The 16,608-nt window shown below is 60.7% G+C and carries 17 protein-coding genes; 9 read left to right on the top strand and 8 right to left on the bottom strand.

All coding sequences use genetic code 11. The features are described from left to right. Positions 1 to 189: 189 nt before the first annotated feature. From rpoH to GH722_06440, 6 genes are all read left to right on the top strand, one after another. Complete coding sequence (gene rpoH, locus GH722_06465; GenBank protein MRG71401.1) at positions 190 to 1,074, top strand: RNA polymerase sigma factor RpoH; 885 nt, start codon at positions 190 to 192, stop codon at positions 1,072 to 1,074. Positions 1,075 to 1,196: 122 nt separating this feature from the next. After that, on the top strand, positions 1,197 to 2,435 hold the full coding sequence (locus GH722_06460) for a hypothetical protein (protein ID MRG71400.1): 1,239 nt from the start codon (positions 1,197 to 1,199) through the stop codon (positions 2,433 to 2,435). A 33-nt stretch (positions 2,436 to 2,468) separates the two neighbouring features. After that, complete coding sequence (locus GH722_06455; GenBank protein MRG71399.1) at positions 2,469 to 3,581, top strand: CoA transferase; 1,113 nt, start codon at positions 2,469 to 2,471, stop codon at positions 3,579 to 3,581. A gap of 69 nt (positions 3,582 to 3,650) precedes the next feature. After that, positions 3,651 to 4,487, top strand: a complete 837-nt coding sequence (locus GH722_06450) for an amidohydrolase family protein (protein MRG71398.1) — start codon at positions 3,651 to 3,653, stop codon at positions 4,485 to 4,487. Further along, positions 4,466 to 4,867 (top strand): hypothetical protein, encoded by a 402-nt coding sequence (locus GH722_06445; GenBank protein MRG71397.1) that lies wholly within the window; start codon positions 4,466 to 4,468, stop codon positions 4,865 to 4,867. The genes GH722_06450 and GH722_06445 overlap by 22 nt, the downstream gene beginning before the upstream one ends. Further along, the gene (locus GH722_06440; protein ID MRG71396.1) at positions 4,864 to 5,985 is read left to right on the top strand and encodes a hypothetical protein; all 1,122 of its coding nucleotides are present in this window, start codon (positions 4,864 to 4,866) and stop codon (positions 5,983 to 5,985) included. The genes GH722_06445 and GH722_06440 overlap by 4 nt, the downstream gene beginning before the upstream one ends. A gap of 145 nt (positions 5,986 to 6,130) precedes the next feature. Here the strand turns inward: GH722_06440 and GH722_06435 are convergent, their stop codons facing one another. Genes GH722_06435 through GH722_06420 form a run of 4 tightly spaced genes read right to left on the bottom strand, consistent with a single transcriptional unit; the run spans position 6,131 to position 9,539 of the window. Then, positions 6,131 to 7,141: a LysR family transcriptional regulator gene (locus GH722_06435; protein MRG71395.1), complete on the bottom strand. Its 1,011-nt coding sequence runs from the start codon at positions 7,139 to 7,141 to the stop codon at positions 6,131 to 6,133. Beyond that, complete coding sequence (locus GH722_06430) at positions 7,020 to 7,949, bottom strand: hydroxymethylglutaryl-CoA lyase (GenBank protein MRG71394.1); 930 nt, start codon at positions 7,947 to 7,949, stop codon at positions 7,020 to 7,022. Before GH722_06430 ends, GH722_06435 begins: the two co-directional genes overlap by 122 nt. Continuing rightward, complete coding sequence (locus GH722_06425; protein MRG71393.1) at positions 7,946 to 9,166, bottom strand: CoA transferase; 1,221 nt, start codon at positions 9,164 to 9,166, stop codon at positions 7,946 to 7,948. Before GH722_06425 ends, GH722_06430 begins: the two co-directional genes overlap by 4 nt. Next, on the bottom strand, positions 9,159 to 9,539 hold the full coding sequence (locus GH722_06420; GenBank protein MRG71392.1) for a VOC family protein: 381 nt from the start codon (positions 9,537 to 9,539) through the stop codon (positions 9,159 to 9,161). Before GH722_06420 ends, GH722_06425 begins: the two co-directional genes overlap by 8 nt. A gap of 173 nt (positions 9,540 to 9,712) precedes the next feature. Here GH722_06420 and GH722_06415 point away from each other — a divergent pair, with 173 nt between their 5' ends. Then, positions 9,713 to 10,003: a 4a-hydroxytetrahydrobiopterin dehydratase gene (locus GH722_06415; GenBank protein MRG71391.1), complete on the top strand. Its 291-nt coding sequence runs from the start codon at positions 9,713 to 9,715 to the stop codon at positions 10,001 to 10,003. Here GH722_06415 and GH722_06410 read toward each other — a convergent pair whose 3' ends face one another. Further along, positions 10,004 to 11,998, bottom strand: coding sequence for a M24 family metallopeptidase (locus tag GH722_06410; GenBank protein MRG71390.1), 1,995 nt, complete (start codon positions 11,996 to 11,998; stop codon positions 10,004 to 10,006). It lies immediately after the preceding gene. A 141-nt stretch (positions 11,999 to 12,139) separates the two neighbouring features. Here GH722_06410 and GH722_06405 point away from each other — a divergent pair, with 141 nt between their 5' ends. Together GH722_06405 and GH722_06400 are read left to right on the top strand one after the other, a co-directional pair. Next, the gene (locus GH722_06405) at positions 12,140 to 12,490 is read left to right on the top strand and encodes a c-type cytochrome (GenBank protein ID MRG71389.1); all 351 of its coding nucleotides are present in this window, start codon (positions 12,140 to 12,142) and stop codon (positions 12,488 to 12,490) included. 60 nt (positions 12,491 to 12,550) lie between these two features. Then, the gene (locus GH722_06400) at positions 12,551 to 13,744 is read left to right on the top strand and encodes an MFS transporter (protein MRG71388.1); all 1,194 of its coding nucleotides are present in this window, start codon (positions 12,551 to 12,553) and stop codon (positions 13,742 to 13,744) included. Here the strand turns inward: GH722_06400 and GH722_06395 are convergent. From GH722_06395 to GH722_06385, 3 genes are read right to left on the bottom strand one after another with little or no spacing between them, the layout of a single operon-like run. After that, positions 13,729 to 14,784 carry a 4-oxalomesaconate tautomerase gene (locus GH722_06395; GenBank protein MRG71387.1) on the bottom strand — a complete coding sequence of 352 codons (1,056 nt, stop codon included), beginning with the start codon at positions 14,782 to 14,784 and terminating at the stop codon, positions 13,729 to 13,731. The two genes, GH722_06400 and GH722_06395, sit on opposite strands and share 16 nt — an antisense overlap. Before the next feature lie 24 nt (positions 14,785 to 14,808). Further along, positions 14,809 to 15,510 (bottom strand): 4-carboxy-4-hydroxy-2-oxoadipate aldolase/oxaloacetate decarboxylase, encoded by a 702-nt coding sequence (ligK, locus tag GH722_06390; protein ID MRG71386.1) that lies wholly within the window; start codon positions 15,508 to 15,510, stop codon positions 14,809 to 14,811. Continuing rightward, positions 15,507 to 16,238, bottom strand: a complete 732-nt coding sequence (locus tag GH722_06385) for a PIG-L domain-containing protein (protein MRG71385.1) — start codon at positions 16,236 to 16,238, stop codon at positions 15,507 to 15,509. Before GH722_06385 ends, ligK begins: the two co-directional genes overlap by 4 nt. Between the last annotated feature and the right edge of the window lie 370 nt (positions 16,239 to 16,608).

The following is a 16,608-nucleotide window of genomic DNA, read 5'->3' as shown; positions in this document are numbered from 1 at the left end:
ACCTCCCTGTTACTGACTCTGGCTGCCCCGGTCTGAAATCGGGATGGCCGCGCTTTTGCCTGCCGGCAGGCAGGCTTTTTTTGCTCTCCTGATGATCCGCATCCGTCCCTTTGCCGTAGATGATGCAAGTACGGAACATAACCGGTCACGGTGCTGTCACCGAGGACCGTCATTTGGCCGGAGGGGATCATGGCACAGGCAATCAGCAACGTAACCACCACACCGGACGCTAATCTGTCGCGCTACATGCGTGAAATCCGGAAATATCCGATGCTGGAACATAAGCAGGAGATGGAGCTTGCCCGTCGCTGGCAGGAAGACGCCGATGAGGAGGCAATGAACCTGCTGATCAACAGTCATCTGCGGCTGGTGGTCAAGATTGCCATGGGCTATCGCGGTTACGGACTGCCGGTCGCCGAGCTTATTTCGGAAGGCAATGTTGGCATGATGCAGTCGGTGAAGCGGTTTGACCCGGACAAGGGGTTTCGCCTCTCCACCTATGCGATGTGGTGGGTCAGGGCCGCAATACAGGAATATATCCTGCATTCATGGTCGCTGGTGAAGATGGGCACCACCGCCTCGCAAAAGAAACTGTTTTTCAACCTGCGGAAGCTCAAGGGCAAGATGAAGGAACTGTCGGATGGTGATATGCCGACCGAGGCCGTGGATGAGATTGCGCACAAGCTGGCCGTATCCACAGGCGATGTGATTTCAATGAACCGCCGCCTGTCCGGTCCCGACCAGAGTCTGAATGCGCCACTGAGCATGGATGGCGAAGGCGAATGGATGGACTGGCTGGAGGATGAGTCCGACAATCAGGAACAGCTTCTGATAGCAGACGATGAATCCCACTATCGGCATGGCTTGCTACAGAATGCCCTGACGGCGCTGAACGAGCGGGAACGGCATATCATCGTTTCCCGTCGCCTGGAAGAAGATCCGAAAACGCTGGAAGACCTCAGTCACGTCTATGGCGTTTCCCGGGAACGCATCCGGCAGATCGAAGTACGTGCCTTTGAGAAGTTGCAGCGCGCAGTGAAGAATGCCGATACGGAAAGGCGTCTGGGGTTGTAGCTGCCCGGTCTGGCAAGGAATATCTGGTATATTTTGAGCTTCTTATACAACTAATCCGTCTATGAGGGTTTATACTTATTAGGTAGCCTGTTGCTGTCGTGTCATGATTTGGCCTTGGCCAAATGAAGACAGCGGAGGGCAGCATGTCTGATTTCTTTGGATGGCTCGCAAATTCAGAAGGGTTTGCAGCCCACGGATATTGTCTGATCTGGGACCCGGCACTGATCGACCTGTTTGTGGCCTCGGATGTCGTCATTGCGATTTCCTATTTCAGCATCCCGCTGGTTCTGCAGATCATCGCCCGGCGTCGCCCGGACCTTAATTCGTACAATTGCCTGCATCTGTTCAGTGCTTTCATTGTGTTCTGCGGCGTGACTCATATTTTCAGCATTATCACGCTCTGGGTGCCGGTTTATGCGGCTGCGGGTATGGCCAAACTGGCAACGGCGCTGATTTCACTAACGGTGGCTGCCGTCCTCTGGCCATTGCTGCCCCGGGTACTTGCCTCGCCGAGCACGAAAGAACTGGCAACGGCGAACGAGGATCTGAAGCATCTGACGGAAAGCCTGGAAAGAATTGTTGAAGAGCGCACGAGGGCCCTGCGGAATGCCTTCGCTGAAGTGGAGACTGCGCGTCAGCAGGCTGAAGAAACCAGCAGCATGAAGTCCCAGTTCATGGCGACGATGAGCCATGAGCTGAGAACCCCGCTGAACGCCATCATCGGCTTCACGGATATGATCCGCAGCGGATATGCCGGTGATCTGACAGATCAGCAGAAGGAATATGTCGACGACATCCATGCCTCTTCCACGCTGCTCTATGCGCTGATTGGTGATGTGCTGGATATGCAGCGGCTTGATGTGGCGGACGAACCGGAGCAACTGGTCAATCTCCGGGAGCTGGCGTCGGAGGCCGTGTCCATCGTTACCGTTGCTGCCCGGGAAAACAGTGTTGAAATTGAAGTTGATGTGGCGGAACGTCTCTATCTGACCACACGACGGCGTGGTCTGCTGCGGGTTCTGGTCAATCTTCTCACGAATGCGGTGAAATATATCGGTAACGGGGACAAGGTGGGTCTCCGGTTTATGCGCCTGCCGGATCACCGGATTGGCCTGGAGGTCTGGGATAACGGGATCGGCATTCCGGCGGACCGGATTGACAGCATTTTCGAACCCTTTGTCCGGTTGCATGGTGATGTCAGCGGCCCGTCCGGTACCGGCATTGGCCTGGCGCTGGTCAGACAGGTGGTCGACAAGCTCGGCGGGCATATTGTTGTCGATAGCGAAGTGCAAAAGGGATCCTGTTTCCGGATTGACCTGCCCGACCATACAATTCGCCTGATTGACGGCGCGGCAGACTGAAGGTCTGCTCGGGCCTTCTGTTTCAGGCATGGAGTGCCATCCGTGAATCCGCTTCCGCTCGAAGATGTGACCATCGTCGATCTCTCGACCCTGTTGCCGGGCCCGCTCGCGACGCTGTATCTGGCCGAGGCGGGGGCGCGGGTCATCAAGGTGGAACGCCCGCCGGACGGAGACGAAATACGTATGTTTCCGCCCTTGTCCGGAGACAGCAGCGCGGCCTTTGCCCTGCTGAACCGGGGTAAGGAATCGATCTCTGCCGACCTCAAATCGTCAGCGGGCCGGGCGCGTGTTCTGACTCTGCTGGGTGATGCCGACATTCTGGTCGAACAGTTCCGGCCCGGTGTTCTGGCACGTCTGGGGCTTGGAGCAGATGTTCTGCAACAGATCAATCCGCGGCTGATCATCTGTTCGATCACGGGTTTCGGACAAACCGGACCCCGCGCCGCAGAGGCCGGGCATGACCTGACCTATATGGCGGCGAGCGGTCTGCTGTCGCTGGCCTGCGGTACTGACGGTGCGCCCGTCGTCCCGGCGACCCTGAATGCGGATATTGCCGGCGGATCATGGCCCGCTGTGATGAATATCCTGCTGGCATTGCGGCAGCGCGATCGTACAGGACAGGGCATGCATCTGGATATTTCGATGGCTGAGAACCTGTTTCCCTTCGCCTTTCTGGAACTGGCAAGAGGCTTCGCCGGGGACTGGCCGGCGGGAGGTGACGGGCTGCTGACCGGCGGATCACCCCGGTACAATATCTATCGCACGGCAGATGACCGCTTTCTGGCGGCGGCACCACTGGAGCAACGGTTCTGGGACCTGTTTTGCGATCTGACGGGAGTGCCGGACAGCCTGCGCGATGATGCTTCTGATCCGGCGGCGACAAAAGCGGCTGTCGCGACCCTGGTTGCAGCCCGTACAGCCGCAGACTGGCAGGAACGGTTTGCCGGACAGGATGTCTGCTGCGCAGTGGTTGCCTCGCTTCAGGAAGCGGTGGCAGACCCGGCATTTGCTGCCCGCAATCTGTTCGGGCGTTCAGTCACCGATACCCTCGGCAACTGCCTGCCGGCGCTTCCCCTGCCCCTGGATTTCGCATTGCGGGATGACCGACAGAAAGTTGATTGTCCGGGACTGGAAAAGTCCGGTTAAACTGCCGGCTTGAAACGGGGCACTGTCCTTGCCATTGAAAGCTGTAACCTTATTGCGGAGCACAAGCCGATGCGATCACCCGCAGGACGACTGATAACGTTGCTGTCACTTTGTTTTTGTTTCAGCGGACCCGCCGTGGCGGCAGACCCGATGCCGGTTGCAGACGCCCATATGCATTACAGCCATGACGCCTGGGATATGCTGCCACCGGCACAGGCGGCGGAAATTCTGCGCAAGGCAGGCCTGCGAATGGCCATGGTGTCGTCCTCCAGTGATGAGGGTACCCGGATGATTTATGAGGCGGCGCCGGATATCGTGGTGCCTGTCCTGCGGCCTTATCGCCGGCGGGGTGAACTGGGCACCTGGTTTCGTGACCCGACGGTGATCGACCATCTGAAGGCCCGGCTGGCGAAATACAAATATGCCGGGATCGGCGAGTTTCATATCTATGGGTCGGATGCAGACAGCCCGGTGATGCGGCAGGTGGTGGATCTGGCAAAGCAGCACAACATCTTCCTGCACTCTCACTCTGATGCCGATGCTGTTGCCCGGCATTTTGCCCAATGGCCGGAAGCGACGGTGCTCTGGGCGCATTCCGGGTTTGATTCCCCGGCAGACATCCGTGCCATGATGGAACGTCATCCCCGGCTTTATGGCGATCTGGCCTACCGGACAGACCATGCCTTCAAGGGCAAGGTGTCCGACAGCTGGCGGCAGTTGTTCCTCGATTTTCCGGACCGTTTCATGCTTGGCTCCGATACCTTCACGCCGGAACGCTGGTACTACGTCATCGACCATGCGAACTGGAGCCGGGAATGGCTGTCCGATCTGCCCCCTGATGTGGCGGAACAGATTGCCTGGAAGAATGCGAGAGAACTGGCGACATGGGCACTTGGTACAAACTGACGATTTCTGCGGCCATATTGCTGCTGATCTCCGCCAACACGGCGCTGGCCGGCTGTCCCGGTGGTGAAGGGGCGACACGACTGAAAGCCGGGTCCGCCCGTCTGGTCTACCGGCCTGTCGGGGAAATCACCGTGGGCGAGCCGTTTGAGATGGAAATCTGTATTGATCCGGTGCCGGACGATGTCCGCCTGACCGTTGATGCCATCATGCCTGCACATGGCCACGGCATGAACTATCAGATTGATGTGCGGGAGACAGAACCCGGACTGTTTGTCGCGGAAGGCTTTATCCTGCATATGCCCGGCCTCTGGCGGTTCCGTTTTGTCCAGCGGGCGGAGGGCGTGGAAGCTGTGTTTTCATCCGACCGGCAGGTGCAATGACGCACAGACTGGCCGGGCTGCTGGTTGTCTTGCTGACGGGTGTTTCCGGCAGTTTCGCCGCTGAATTCACGCCGGGCGAGACCGCGACCATTCTGTCACATGGTCCCTGGCCCCCGGTCTTTCAGGCGGAGTCAACCAACCGGGTTTCCGGCGATGACAGGGCCATCCGGTTTGGTGAAGCCCTGTTCCGTGATCCCCGTTTGTCCACTGACGGGTCGATGGCCTGTAGTGACTGCCATCGCCCGGACCTTGCCTTCAGCGACGGTTTGCCCACGCCCACCGGACGGGCGGAGATTACCCGGAACACGCCAGCTACCCTGAATCTGGCCGGTCGTCGCTGGTTCGGATGGGACGGGGCGAGTGACAGCCTCTGGGCGGCCAGTATCCGGCCCATTCTGAACGCAGCCGAGATGAACAACACGGTGGAAGGCGTTGCCGCAACCGTGCGGGGAAATCCTGATCTGCGGGATGGTTATCGCCGCAGTTTCGGTGTTTTGCCGGACCAGGTGGCTGCCGACCGGCTGCTGGCGGATATCGGCAAGGCGCTGGCCGCCTGGCAGGAAACACAGATGACAGAGCGCACCGGTTTCGATGATTTCCGGGACGCGCTGGCCCGCGGTGATACAGCGGTGATGGCCCGTTATCCGGAACCGGCGCAACGTGGTCTGAAACTGTTTGTGGGTAAGGGGCGCTGTTCGCTCTGCCATTACGGTCCGGCCTTCTCGAACGGGGAATTTGCCGATGTCGGGGTGCCGTTCTTTATCCCCGGCGGTGTTGACCGGGGCCGCTATGGCGGTATCCGAGCCTTGCAGGAGAACCCGTTCAGCCGCACCGGCAGCCATTCCGACGACCGGTCACCGCAGGCACAGCACCAGACCCGTCAGGTCCGCCTGCTGCACCGTAATTTCGGGGAGTTCCGGGTGCCCTCCCTGCGCGCCATTGCCCGGACGGCCCCCTACATGCATGACGGCAGTCTGGCGCGGCTTGAAGATGTCATCGATCATTATTCGGAACTGGATGAAAGCCGCCTCCATGTCGACGGTGAACGCATCCTGCGTCCGCTTCACCTGACTGCCAGCGAGAAGGCCGACCTGCTGGCATTTCTCCGCAAACTGTAAACCAGCACGATTTTAAAGCCCTCCTCATCCTGAACTCGTTTCAGGACCTCCCTCAACGCCCTCATGCACCTGCAACAGATCCTGAAACGAGTTCAGGATGAGGGGGGGCTGAGAGTGGCAGTGTGTGACCGGGTGATGCCTGTGCTTATCCGGCCAGTGCCTGCGACAGGGCGCGGGCGGCCGGGGACAGGCCGGTGAAATCGCGGGCGATGAGCATCAGTTGCCGGGTTGCCCAGACCTCCTTGATGGCAAGGGCGGTGACGGCCAGACGGTCGAGATAGGGATCGACAGCGCCACGCGGCAGGACCGTGATGCCGAGACCGGCGGCGACCATGCGACGGATCGCATCAAAACTCAGCATTTCAACCCGGATTGCGAGGCTGCCGCCCAGTCGTGCCGCCTCGGCCTGCAACAGATTGCGCAGCGAGCTTTCCCCCTGCAGGGCAATGAAGTCGAGATCGGCCATATCCGCCATCCGGACCGCCGCCCTCCCGGCAAGCGGATGGGCAGAAGGGACGACCGCAACCAGTTCGTCCTGCCGGTAGGGTCGCGATTGCAGGCCCGGCATGGGGACATGCGAGGCGGCTATGCCCAGATCGCTGAGACCGTCTGAAACGGCGGCCACGATATCCCCGGAGACCAGTTCCCGCAGTTCAATCCGGACATCCGGATGGGCCTGACCAAAACCGGCGAGGTCATCCGGCAGATACTGGGTGACGGCAGATGTATTGGCCGCCAGCCGCACCGTACCGCGCACGCCGGTTGAGAAATCTGCCAGATCGCCATCGATCCGGTCGGCAAGACGCAGCATATCCTCGGCACGGGCCAGCAGCGCCTGACCGGCGGCGGTTGGGGCTACCCCGCGTTTTGACCGCTCCAGCAGGGTGACGCCGCTGGCGGCTTCCATCTCCGCCAGTCTGCGGCTGACGGCAGATGCCGCGATGTGATGGGCTGCTGCCGCCGCGGTGATGGATCCGCGACGACAGGCCGTCACAAACAGTTGCAGGCTGGCGAAGTCGATCCGCATGGAGCGGCTATTGTGCGGCTGCGGCGTGCTGGACCGAGGTGACGCGGGCTCTTGGCAGCAGGCGGACATGACCTCCGGCCTGCCCCGGCTCGACGGCGGCACAGAAATCGGCGGCTTCCAGCAGGGCATCCAGATCAACACCGGTGCTGATGCCCATATGTTCGAAGGCAAAGACCAGATCTTCGCTGGCGGTATTACCGGTGGCCCCCGGTGCAAAAGGACAGCCCCCAAGCCCGCCTGCCGCTGCATCAAAGATACGCACACCGGCTTCAAAGGCGGCGATGGCGTTGGCGACCCCTAAGCCAAAGGTATCATGGCCATGAAAGCCGAAGCTTGTTTTCTCGCTGGCATAGTCCGCGATCAGGCCCTGAAACAGGTCACGGACATGACCGGGCCCGGCCCGTCCGGTGGTGTCACAGATGCCGAATTCTGTCTCTGGCCGCAGGCGAAGGGCGGTTTCCACGCAATCCCGTACGGCCTGAATGGCAACCGTGCCGTCGAACGGGCAGTCGAAACAGGTGGCCAGGTTGAAGCGGAAACTGAACGTCCGGTCTCCGGCCTCTGCCAGAGCGCGCTCAAGCTCGGCAAAGGAGTCGGCGACGGAGCGTCGCACATTGCTCTGGTTATGGGCTTCCGAGACAGATAGGACGTAAACGATGTCTTCTGCCCCTTTTTCCAGCGCCAGCGCGACCCCTTTTGCGTTCGGGGCCAGTACCGCAGCGCGGTAGGGCTTGCCCTGTGCTTCTGCCAGCAGGGCATCGATATCGGCCATCTGCGGGATTGCCTTCGGGCTGACACAGGCCCCGATTTCGATCCGGCTGAGACCGGCCCGCTCCAGTTTTCGCAGGGCCTCGATCTTGGTTTCGGTCGGAATGAAATCCCGCACCGCCTGGAATCCGTCGCGCGGGGCAACATCAATCAGGGTTATATCGCTCATATCACTTTTTCCTCTCTGAGGGTGCGGACTGTCTCATCATCCAGTCCGAGGGCTTGCAGCACATCTTCTGTATGTTCACCGACGGCGGCACCCGGCCAGCGGACGGCCGATTTGCGGTCGATCCCGCCAAAGACCGGCACCGCGCCGGGATGGCGGGTATTGCCGAAATTCGGATCCTCAACATCATGCACCATGTCGCGGGCAAGGAACTGCTCGTCTGCGGCACAATCGGCAATGGTCGCGACCCGGGAAGACGGAATGTCGGCGGCTTCCAGCAGGTCGAGGGCGGTTGTCGCCTTCAGGCTGGCCGCCCAGTCGCTGATCAGGCTATCCAGCGTCTCCCGGTGGGCGACCCGCGCCGGATTGTCGATATAGTCCGGGTTTTCGGGCAGGTCCGGCCTGCCGATCAGTTTCGACAATCGGCGGAACAGCGGGTCCGAATTGGCGGCAATCAGAATCCAGCTGCCGTCGGACGTGCGATAGGCGTTGGAGGGGGCGTTGGTCGGCAGGGTCGATCCGGTTGGCTGCCGGATTGTACCGGTCAGGCCATATTCCGGCAGGGAACCTTCCAGCAGGGTGAAGACCGATTCATTCAGAGCGACATCGACAATCCGGGCCTCGTCACCGCCTTCGCTGCGCTGGCGCAGCAGGGCAGCCAGTGCCCCCAGCCCGCCATACAGCCCGGCAACACTGTCGCCCAGGCTGATACCGGTGCGGACCGGCGGCAGGTCCGAGACCCCCGGCGGATGGTCGCAGAGATGACGCAGGCCGCCGCGGGCCTCGCCGATAACACCGAAGGAGGCGCGGTTGCGGTCTGGCCCGGTCTGGCCATAACCGGAAATCCGGACCAGCACGATGCCGGGCCGGGCGCTGGCCAGCACCTCGGGGCCAAGTCCGAAGCCTTCCAGCTGACCGGGGCGGAAGTTTTCGACAACGATTTCGCAGGTCCGGACCAGATCAAGCACCAGACCGACAGCCTTCGGATGCTTCAGATTGACGGTAATGGACTTCTTGTTGCGGCCGTGGACTGACCACCAGGGTGCCCGCCCGTCGATCTGCAGCCCCCAGCTTCGGACCGGATCGCCCTTGCCCGGCGGCTCTACCTTGATGACATCGGCCCCCATATCGGCAAGAACCCGGGTGCAGAAGGGGGCGGCAATATAATGGCCAAGTTCCAGAACCCGGACCCCGGCGAGCGGCAGGGCAGCATCAGTCATAGGTTGAGACCTCCACCAGATTGCTGTCCGGATCCCGGAAATAAACCGAGGTGATCGGCCCGGTCGCGCCTGTGCGGGTGCTGGGGGCAATTTCGATATCGACACCGCAGGCTTCCAGATGCCTGACGACTTCGGGAATTGCGGTGGTGGTAATCAGGCAAAAATCAGTTCCGCCGGGTGTCGGACGGGCGGCTTTCGGTTCCAGCTCTGCACCGGCCTGATGCAGATTGATTTTCTGTTGGCCGAAGGTCAGCGCGGTGCGTCCGGCGCCGAAGGTAACGATCTTCATGCCCAGTACCCGCTCATAGAATGCTGCGGTTTTCGCAACATCCCGCGCGGTAATGACAAAATGATCTATTCGTTCAATTTCCATCTGGTCTCTCCCTGTCTGGCAGGAAGTATAACGCTGTTCATGGATTGCTGAAATTAGAGAATTGATGTGTTTGTCGTGCCGAATGAAGATGGATAGATGATCTGGTGCAGGTTGTTGATTCCCGGCCAGCCACCCCAACATCAGAGGGGATGAAGTTTAAGGGAGAAACCGGCATGACCATTCTGAAAGACGCGGCGCGGGCAGAAGCCCTGGCGGCCCTGCCCGACTGGCGCGAGGTTGAAGGTCGTGATGCCATTACGAAGGTTTTCACGTTCGATGATTTCAACGCCGCCTTCGGGTTCATGACGCGGGTCGCGATGGCTGCAGAAAAGGCGGACCATCATCCGGAATGGTTCAATGTCTACAAAACGGTCGAGGTGACCCTGTCCACCCATGATGCGGGCGGTGTGACCGAAAAGGACATCGCGCTGGCCCGCAGGATGGAGACCTTCGCGGCAGGCTGATCAGCCTTTCAGCGGTGCGGTGGCCTGTGCCAGCCATCTGGCTGCCGCCCCGTCAAGCTGTGGCCCGACAATCCTTGCCACATCGGCATGATAGGCATCCAGCCATCTGATCTCTGCGGCATCCATCAGGTCGATATCAATCAGCCGCCGGTCAATCGGGGCCAGTGTCAGTGTCTGGAAGCCCAGCCATTCGCCCTCGCCCGTATTGTCGATGTCTTCCACCAGAACAAGGTTTTCGATGCGGATGCCAAAGCCGCCGGTTTTGTAATAGCCGGGTTCGTTGGAAATGATCATCCCCGGCTCCAGCGGCACGTCACTCATCCCGCCAATCCGTTGCGGCCCCTCATGAACACCGAGGTAAGATCCGACGCCGTGGCCGGTGCCATGGTCATAATTCAGGCCATGACGCCAGAGATGTTCCCGAGCCAGACTGTCGAGCTGTCCGCCCTTGGTCCCTGCCGGAAAACGGGCGGTGGCCAGCGAGATATGGCCTTTCAGTACCAGTGTGAAGGCGCGCTTCATTTCATCACTGGGCGCACCGATGGCGATGGTGCGGGTGACATCGGTTGTTCCGTCCAGATACTGACCGCCGGAATCAACCAGAAACAGTTCCCCGGCCCCCAGTTGCCTGTCAGTCGCCTCCGTAACCCGGTAATGCACGATGGCACCGTTCGGGCCTGATCCGGCGATGGTGTTGAAGCTGGGGCCACGATAATGCTCCCCGCCCTCGCGGAAGGCAGCGAGCCGGTTCACGCATTCCAGCTCACTGACCCCCGGTGCATTTTCGTCGAGCCAGTGCAGAAACCGCGACAGCGCCGCCCCGTCCCGGTTATGGGCGGCGATGGTCCCCGCCCGCTCAGCATCGTTTTTCAGGGCACGGGGCAGAATGCAGGGATCATCTTCATTGATGATCTCGGCGCCACCGGCCAGCAGGCGCAGGCGAATCCATTCATTTGCGCCGGTCGGGTCGATGCTGATTCTGGTGCCGTTTGCCCCCAGTGCTTCAAGGGCGGCCCCCAGCTGATCCGGCTGATGCAGAGTGACGGACGGGCCGAGATGGTCGCGGGTGGCCGGGGTCAGTTTCAGGGAATCGATGAACAGGTCGACAGAGCCGTCTGCCCGCAGAATGGCATGGGACAGGGGCAGCGGCGTGCTTTCCGTGTCCTGTCCGCGGATATTGAGCAGCCAGGCGATGGATTCCGGCTGTGACAGGACCGTGGCGACAGCGCCCTGTGCAGCGACGGCCTGACCGATACGCTGCCGCTTGCGGTCGGCGGGTTCACCGGCAAAGAAATCCGGGTGCGGCAGGACAGGTGATAACGGTCGCAAGGGCCGGTCCGTCCAGACCGCATCTACCGGGTTCTCATCAACAGCAACCAGTTCCCCGCCGGCTTCTTCGACGGCCTTGCGCAATCCGGCGGCGGCGCGGATGCCATGCAGCCGGGCGTCGAATCCGATCCGCATGCCGGCCTTTACCTGTTCTTTCAGCCAGTCGGTTGCCGGCTCCCGGATCAGATGACGGAATGTGAAGACGGATTCGTCGGCCTGATCCCTGACCTGAAGGGTATAGCGCCCGTCGATGAACAGGGCCGCCCGGTCGCCCATGACGATCGCCAGACCGGCAGAGCCGGTGAACCCGGTCAGCCAGGCCAGCCGTTCGGAATCTGCGGGAACGAATTCACCGAGATGTTCGTCCGAGCGGGGAATGATGAAGCCGTCCAGTTTCAGTTCACCCAGCCGGGTCCGCAGCCGGGCAACCCGGTCGCTGCCCGGTTTGCCGGCAGAAGGTTCCAGTTCACGACGCAGGGCCAGCAGGGCCTCACGGATGGGTGCGTCGGCGGCAGGTGCGATCAGATCAATCCAGCCATCGGCAGGCCAGGCAACCGGGGCGGCTGCCGCCCGCGCTACCGCCTCGCCAAAGGCTTCAGCCGACAGGCTGCTGCGGGAGCGGGCATGGAGGTCACGAATGCTGGTCTGGCGCTGGTCGTCGGGCATGGTCTCTCCGGTATCGGGGATGCAATTCAGATCATGTGAGTTAACCACGGTACCGCGCCTTGGCAATGGTCTGACCGTTATTCTGCACGGCAATTCACAATCCGGGTGGTTTTCGGCTATTATTGCCGTATGAAACCTGCCGTGACCGTTTTGTTCGCGATGCTGATGGCTGCCACCGGGTTGGCGGCCCGGGCCGCAGATGACCCGCTGAATGGGGAGCGTCTGGCGCAGACCCATTGCGCCCGCTGTCACGTGATCGGCAGCTTCAACCGGCTCGGGGGAATCGGCAGTACCCCTTCTTTTGCGACCCTGCTTACGCTGCCGGATGCCGATAACCGGTTTGAGACCTTCTTTGCGCGCCGTCCTCATCCGGTCTTTGTCCGCATCCCCGATAATCCGCGCCCGAGCAAATTGCCGCCAAACGCGGCGGCTGTCCCGCTGAGCCTTCAGGAACTGAGCGACCTTCTGGCTTATGTCGCTACCCTGAAGTAGCCGTTTTTCCGTTCTGGATCCGGGCTTTCCCTGATCGGGTATTCGGGATAAGTCCGGGCCATGAACGGGCATGACCAATTGGCCTCCGGGCCGGAACAGACGGACTGGCGCAGCATTGCGGCGGTAACCACCGGTATCAGCGTGCTGTCGGTGATGATGGGGCTCAGTCACCCCCTGCTGGCCTTCAACCTGAACAGTCAGGGCGTAAGCCCGACCATGATCGGGCTGAATGCGGCGATGCTGGGCCTTGGCCTGCTGATTGCCGGCTGGGCGATGCCGTCGGTTCTGTCCCGCTTCGGATTGCGCAGTACGGCGATTGTCTGCATTACCCTGACAACCGGGATTTTTGTGTTGTATCCGGTATTTCCCGGTCTGGAATCCTGGTTCGTGATCCGCTTCCTGCATGGTCTGGCGTCCAGTGGAATCTTCATCATCTGTGACATCTGGATCAACCGGCTGGCACCGCAGAGGATCCGGGGGCGTGTTCTCGGAGCCTATGCGACGGTCTTTGCGCTGGGCTTTGCGATTGGCCCGGCGATTCTGACTCTCACCGGGACAGAGGGCTGGCCACCTTTCCTGTCGGGTGTGGCTTGCGGGATCGTCTCGCTGGCCGGGATTCTGTTCGCGACCGAACCGGCCGGAGATGAAGAAGCGCAAGCCGCGCCGGGTGTCTCTGTCCTGGGGTTCTTGCGCTATGCCCCTTCCCTGCTGATTGCCTTTCTCGGCTTCGGGCTGTTTGAGGCAGGTTTGCTGTCATTGCTGCCGATCTATCTGCTCGATTTCTCTCATACAGAAAGTGCTGTCGCCATTCTGCTGGCGACGCTGATTCTCGGTTCCGCCCTGTTGCAGATACCCATCGGCATTCTGGCGGACTGGCTGCCGGGCCGGACAATGTTCTTCATCTGCGTCGGGCTTGCCGTACTGGCCCCGGTTCTGTTGCCGGTTCTGGCGTCAGACTGGTATCCGCTGCTGGTGCATCTGTTCCTGTGGGGTGGCTTCGCGTTTGGAATTTATACGCTGGCAATGAAGGAACTGGGGGACAGGTTTACGGGCAAGATGCTCATTGCCGGGAATGCGGCCTTCGCAATGGCCTGGTCTCTCGGCAACCTGATCGGTCCGGCGATCAGCGGCGGCATGATTGCCTGGACCGGGCTTGCGGGCCTGCCGGTCTTTCTGGGGGCCGCCTTCCTTCCCGTATTGGTGATTGCCGCTGTCCGGTCGGCTTCCCGGCGCTGGCGTCAGTCCTCCGAATGATCGAACACGCGGCCTTCGAACAGCTTGCGGGCGGTGCGCAGGAAGGCGGCACGGTCGATGGAGACATTGCCGTCTGCCTGCTCGCTGACTTCCATGATGACATCCAGTGCGCCGATCGGATGTTCGACGGCCATCTGCTTCGATCTGCTGCCGGGTATGACGGCCAGTTCCGCTGCGGGTGATCCCGGCAGCAGGCAGGCTGTGGCGACACTGACAGCACCGAATACGCCGATGGTGGCGTGGCAGCGATGCGGGATGAAGGTGCGGGTCGAGATACAGCCCCCCTTCATCGGCGGTGAAACCATCGTCATTTTCGGCACGGTCTTGGCGGTAACGTCGCCGAGATTCATCAGATGTCCGGCGGCAAGGCGGACTTTCTCCAGCCGGGCTTTCAGGGCCTCGTCAGCTTCCAGTTCGTCACGGGTTTCGGTACCCTTGATCCCCATGTCCGAGGCCCGGAGCACGACAACCGGCATACCATTATCGACCATCGTCACCTCAACCCCGGCGACAAGATCAACATTGTTGCCGGTCGGCAACAGCGCCCCGCACATGCTGCCGGCGGCATCAACAAAGCTCAGTGGCACAGGGGCTGCCGTTCCCGGCACCCCGTCGATGCTGGCGTTCCCGCGATAGGTTGGCCGCCCGCCGGGTGTGGCGATGGTGGCGACAGCGGTTTGCTCGCTGTTCTCCATGAAAATGGTGATTTCTGTTTCCGGATCGCCGGCCGCGACCATGCCCTGTTCGATGGCAAAATAGCCGACCCCGGCCAGAATATTACCGCAGTTCTGGCCATATCCGACCCGCGCCTCGTCAACGAAAACCTGCGCGAACAGGTAGTCGACATCAATGCCGGGTCGTTTCGATTTCGTAACGATTGCAATCTTGCTGGTCAGCGGGTCAGCACCGCCAATGCCATCGATCTGGCGCGGATCAGGCGACCCCATGACGGACAGCAGAAAGGCATCCCGGGCCTCGCCCGCAGGCGGCAGGTCTTCGCTGCGGAAGTAGGCGGCCTTTGATGTGCCGCCCCGCATCATCGTGCAGTTTACGCCGGAAATGGTTCAGCCCTCCTTGCTGTAGTCGGCATGGGTGACGTAGCGCAGCCCTTTTTCCGCCAGCCGTTCACGCATGCCGTAGTAATCCAGGCCAAGTTCACCGGAGATCAGTTTCGCGCGGGTGATATCTTCCTTGGCAACGCGTTGCCGGGACTTCTCCAGCACCGCATCGGCTGACTCCCGGCTGACCACGCAGACACCATCATCATCGGCAATAATGACATCGCCGGGGCTGATCGCCGCACCGGCGCAGACGATGGGAAGGTTCACCGATCCGATGGTTTCTTTCACGGTGCCCTGAGCGGAGACCGCTTTCGACCAGGCCGGGAAGCCCATTTCCGTCAGTTCCGCGACATCACGCACACCGGCTTCGATGACAATCCCGATGACGCCGCGTGATTTCAGGGACTGGGCCAGCAACTCGCCGAAATAGCCCGCATCGCTGGGGGATGTCGGGGCGACGACAAGAATATCGCCCGCGCCACATTGTTCGACCGCAACATGCAGCATCCAGTTATCTGCGGGTGCAACGGACACGGTAACCGCTGATCCGGCAATCCGGGCGCCGGGATAGATCGGGCGCATATGGCTTTGCAGCAGGCCGGTGCGACCCTGTGCCTCATGCACCGTGGCGACGCCGCATTCCGCCAGTCCGGCAATGGTTTCCGTGGCCGCGCGGGGGACATCGGTGACAACAATACCGGTCATAGCTGGTCAACCGTGCGCGGGAAGATCGACTGGAAGGCTTCCGCATAGCGGGCCGGGCGGCCACCGGCCTGTCCGCCGGAATTGCGGCGGAACTGATTGCCCCGGTTTTCACCGACATTGGTGTAGTAATCCCAGAGATGCTCCTGCCCGGCCATGCATTTGATGGCAGCCATTTTCTTGTCCCAGACATCGGTGATGTCGAGGATGGTATCCGGCTTCCAGCCACATTGTTCGGTCTGGTGCGGTTCGAACAGATACATCTGCGGCGCGCCCAGCACTTTCTCGCCGGGATTATGTCCCCAGGCCTGCGCAATCATGCGGCATTCCATGGTCACTGCCGTCGCGTAGGGGTGGTCGGTGTTGTAGGGATCGGACTGAGAGTGGGACATGATGAATTCAGGCTGCACCTGACGCATCACATCGACCAGACGCATCTTGCCGTCCATATCCATGACCAGCGGGTAATCACCTTGGTCGAAAAACTGGATATCGTGAACGCCCAGCGCCTTTGCGGCGGCTTCGGCCTCGCCACGGCGGTCGGTCTTGACCTGCTCCAGCGTGACGTCACCTTTTTTCCAGAGTTTTGCCGACTCGCCACGTTCGCCGAAGGACAGGCAGACAACGGTGACGTTGTAGCCCTTTTCGGTATGCAGCGCGATGGCGCCGGCGCAGCGCCAGACAAAGTCGGCAGCATGTGCGCTGACCACCAGTGCAGTTTTTGAAGCCATGAGAATCATCCTGATCTGTTACTGTTGGCAAGCCTACTCCCGCCGCGCCGGGAGAGAAGCACGTTCTGCGTATCAGCTTATCACTTTTTGCTATTCAGGATTTCTGTCCGGCAGGGCAATTCGCGATAATTCAGGGGCATAATTGTTTTCCTGTCGGGATTTTATCTCACCTCCCCGGTTATCTGTTCACGCTATTTACCCGGAATCCTGACCGCTGCCAGATGGCCTCCGGGTCAGGAAATAACCGACAGAATGTCCCGGTCATTTTTCCCCTGATCGTCTAAACGGGCAGTCCTGAGAAATGAGAGAGATGGCAAATTTACCGCTTTTTCTCCGTTGACTCGATTCTCAAATTCGGCTGGTATACCGG

Source organism: Alphaproteobacteria bacterium HT1-32 (genome assembly GCA_009649675.1).
Lineage (GTDB): Bacteria > Pseudomonadota > Alphaproteobacteria > Rhodospirillales > HT1-32 > HT1-32.
Note: the sequence above shows the minus strand (reverse complement) of the source record. Positions and strands in the feature narration are given on the sequence as shown.

Bases quoted from the DNA above. Each gene is read 5' to 3' on its own strand.
- rpoH (MRG71401.1), top strand. From the start codon at position 190: ATGGCACAGGCAATCAGCAACGTAACCACCACACCGGACGCTAATCTG.
- GH722_06460 (MRG71400.1), top strand. From the start codon at position 1,197: ATGAAGACAGCGGAGGGCAGCATGTCTGATTTCTTTGGATGGCTCGCA.
- GH722_06450 (MRG71398.1), top strand. From the start codon at position 3,651: ATGCGATCACCCGCAGGACGACTGATAACGTTGCTGTCACTTTGTTTT.
- GH722_06445 (MRG71397.1), top strand. From the start codon at position 4,466: ATGGGCACTTGGTACAAACTGACGATTTCTGCGGCCATATTGCTGCTG.
- GH722_06440 (MRG71396.1), top strand. From the start codon at position 4,864: ATGACGCACAGACTGGCCGGGCTGCTGGTTGTCTTGCTGACGGGTGTT.
- GH722_06435 (MRG71395.1), bottom strand. From the start codon at position 7,141: ATGCCCTGCTGGAAGCCGCCGATTTCTGTGCCGCCGTCGAGCCGGGGC.
- GH722_06430 (MRG71394.1), bottom strand. From the start codon at position 7,949: ATGAGCGATATAACCCTGATTGATGTTGCCCCGCGCGACGGATTCCAG.
- GH722_06425 (MRG71393.1), bottom strand. From the start codon at position 9,166: ATGACTGATGCTGCCCTGCCGCTCGCCGGGGTCCGGGTTCTGGAACTT.
- GH722_06420 (MRG71392.1), bottom strand. From the start codon at position 9,539: ATGGAAATTGAACGAATAGATCATTTTGTCATTACCGCGCGGGATGTT.
- GH722_06415 (MRG71391.1), top strand. From the start codon at position 9,713: ATGACCATTCTGAAAGACGCGGCGCGGGCAGAAGCCCTGGCGGCCCTG.
- GH722_06410 (MRG71390.1), bottom strand. From the start codon at position 11,998: ATGCCCGACGACCAGCGCCAGACCAGCATTCGTGACCTCCATGCCCGC.
- GH722_06400 (MRG71388.1), top strand. From the start codon at position 12,551: ATGAACGGGCATGACCAATTGGCCTCCGGGCCGGAACAGACGGACTGG.
- GH722_06395 (MRG71387.1), bottom strand. From the start codon at position 14,784: ATGATGCGGGGCGGCACATCAAAGGCCGCCTACTTCCGCAGCGAAGAC.
- ligK (MRG71386.1), bottom strand. From the start codon at position 15,510: ATGACCGGTATTGTTGTCACCGATGTCCCCCGCGCGGCCACGGAAACC.
- GH722_06385 (MRG71385.1), bottom strand. From the start codon at position 16,238: ATGGCTTCAAAAACTGCACTGGTGGTCAGCGCACATGCTGCCGACTTT.